Raw genomic sequence first — 2,008 nt, 5'->3', positions numbered from 1 at the left:
CTGTCGGCGTATCGGCAGGCCCGGGCGCGGCAGCAGCGGGCGGCGGCGCATCCTCGGCCGGCTCCACCGTGTCATTCTGGATCTGCTTTTCCATCGCGCGCAGCTTGGCGACGTTCTTCTGATGCGCGTCGTAGGTCTCGGTGAAGGCATGCCCGCCGGTGCCGTCGGCGACGAAATAGAGGTCGCGGGTGCGGGCCGGATTGGCGGCGGCCTCCAGCGAAGCGCGGCCCGGGTTGGAGATCGGGCCGGGCGGCAGGCCCTCGATCACATAGGTATTGTACGGCGAAGGCTGCGTGATCTCGCTGCGCTTGATCGGCCGGCCCAGCGTGCCCTTGCCGCCGACGAGGCCGTAGATGATGGTCGGATCGGACTGCAGCTTGATGCGCTGCTTCAGGCGGTTGACGAACACCGCGGCAACGCGGCTGCGCTCGTCGGGCTTGCCGGTCTCTTTTTCGACGATCGAGGCCAGCGTCACCAGCTGCTCCGGCGTCTTGACCGGAATATCCTGATTGCGGCGCTCCCAGATCTCGGTGAGCACGCGCTTGTGCGCCTGCTGCATGCGCTGGACCACCTGATCGCGCGGGGTGCCGCGCGGGAACTTGTAGGTCTCCGGCAGCAGCGTGCCCTCGCGCGGCAACTCGCGGACGCTGCCGGTGAAGATGTCGTTGTCGGACAGGCGCGCCACGATCTGCTCGGAGGTCAGGCCCTCCGGAATCGTGACCGCGTGCTGCACCACCTTGCCCTCGACGATGGTGGCGATGACGTCGCGCAAGGATGCGTTCTTCTGGAACGAATACTCACCCGGCTTGAGGTCCGAGCTCGCCTTCAACGCGGCGACGCTGGCGATGAACACCCAGGGATTGATGTCGGTGACGCCTTCCCGGTTCAGCGTCTCGGCGATGTCACGCTTGCCTGCGCGCTGCGGGATGTTGACGATCTTGTCGTCCTTCAGCGGTCCGGGCGCCTCGAGCACCTGCCGGCCGTAATAATACACGCCGCCGGCGCCGAGCATGGCGATCAGCAGAAGGGTGATGATGGCGTTGCCGACGACCACGAAAGGATTGCGCGCACGCTCCGATCGCCTCGGCGGCGGCGGGAGTTGCTCGGGCTCGAGCGCTGCCCGCGGACTCCGGGGCGAAATGGGCGGCCTTTCACTCATCGAAACAACCTGAATCCTGCCGGTTCAATCGCGACCTGACAATCGCTTGCCCTGCCAAATGCACGCGCCCACTTCTATGACTATCGCCGAATACGGCAAAACGGTGGATTCGTCTCAAACGCAAACTAACTGGCCAAACGCCGGACGATCACCGACGCATTGGTACCGCCAAAACCAAAAGAGTTCGACAAGGCGACATTGACCTCACGCTTCTTCGCCTTGTGCGGCACGAGATCAATCGCAGTCTCCACCGACGGATTGTCGAGGTTGATCGTCGGCGGCACGACATTATCGCGAATCGCGAGAATGGCGAAGATCGCTTCGATCGCACCGGCGGCGCCGAGGAGATGCCCTGTCGACGACTTGGTCGAGGACATCGCAACCTTGGAGGCGGCATTGCCGAGCAGACGCTCGACCGCACCGAGCTCGATCTCGTCGCCGAGCGGCGTCGAGGTGCCGTGCGCGTTGATGTAGTCGAGATCGGACGCCGTGAGGCCCGCGCGCTTGAGCGCCGCCGACATGCTGCGGAAGCCGCCATCGCCATCGGGCGACGGCGAGGTGATGTGATAGGCATCGCCCGACATTCCGTAGCCGATCACCTCGGCATAGATCTTCGCGCCACGGCGCCTGGCATGCTCGAGCTCTTCCAGCACCAGGACGCCGGCGCCCTCGCCCATCACGAAGCCATCACGGTCCTTGTCGTAAGGACGCGAGGCCTTTTCCGGGGTCTCGTTGAAACCGGTCGAGAGCGCGCGCGCGGCGTTGAAGCCGGCAATGCCGATCCGGCTGATCGGCGACTCGGCGCCGCCTGCGACCATCACGTCGGCATCGCCCAGCGCGATCAGGCGC

At 65.3% G+C, this 2,008-nt stretch carries 2 protein-coding genes; both read right to left on the bottom strand.

What is annotated here, in order from left to right; all coding sequences use genetic code 11:
* The coding region (gene mltG / locus MOV75_RS36075) for an endolytic transglycosylase MltG (RefSeq protein ID WP_247007752.1) at positions 1 to 1,159 on the bottom strand (1,159 nt) is incomplete at its 3' end.
* Between the two features lie 125 nt (positions 1,160 to 1,284).
* Positions 1,285 to 2,008: beta-ketoacyl-ACP synthase II (locus tag MOV75_RS36070; RefSeq protein WP_247007751.1), on the bottom strand; the 724-nt coding region annotated here is incomplete at its 5' end.

Source organism: Bradyrhizobium sp. PRIMUS42, from assembly GCF_023006515.1.
Taxonomy (GTDB): domain Bacteria; phylum Pseudomonadota; class Alphaproteobacteria; order Rhizobiales; family Xanthobacteraceae; genus Bradyrhizobium.
Note: the sequence above shows the minus strand (reverse complement) of the source record. Positions and strands in the feature narration are given on the sequence as shown.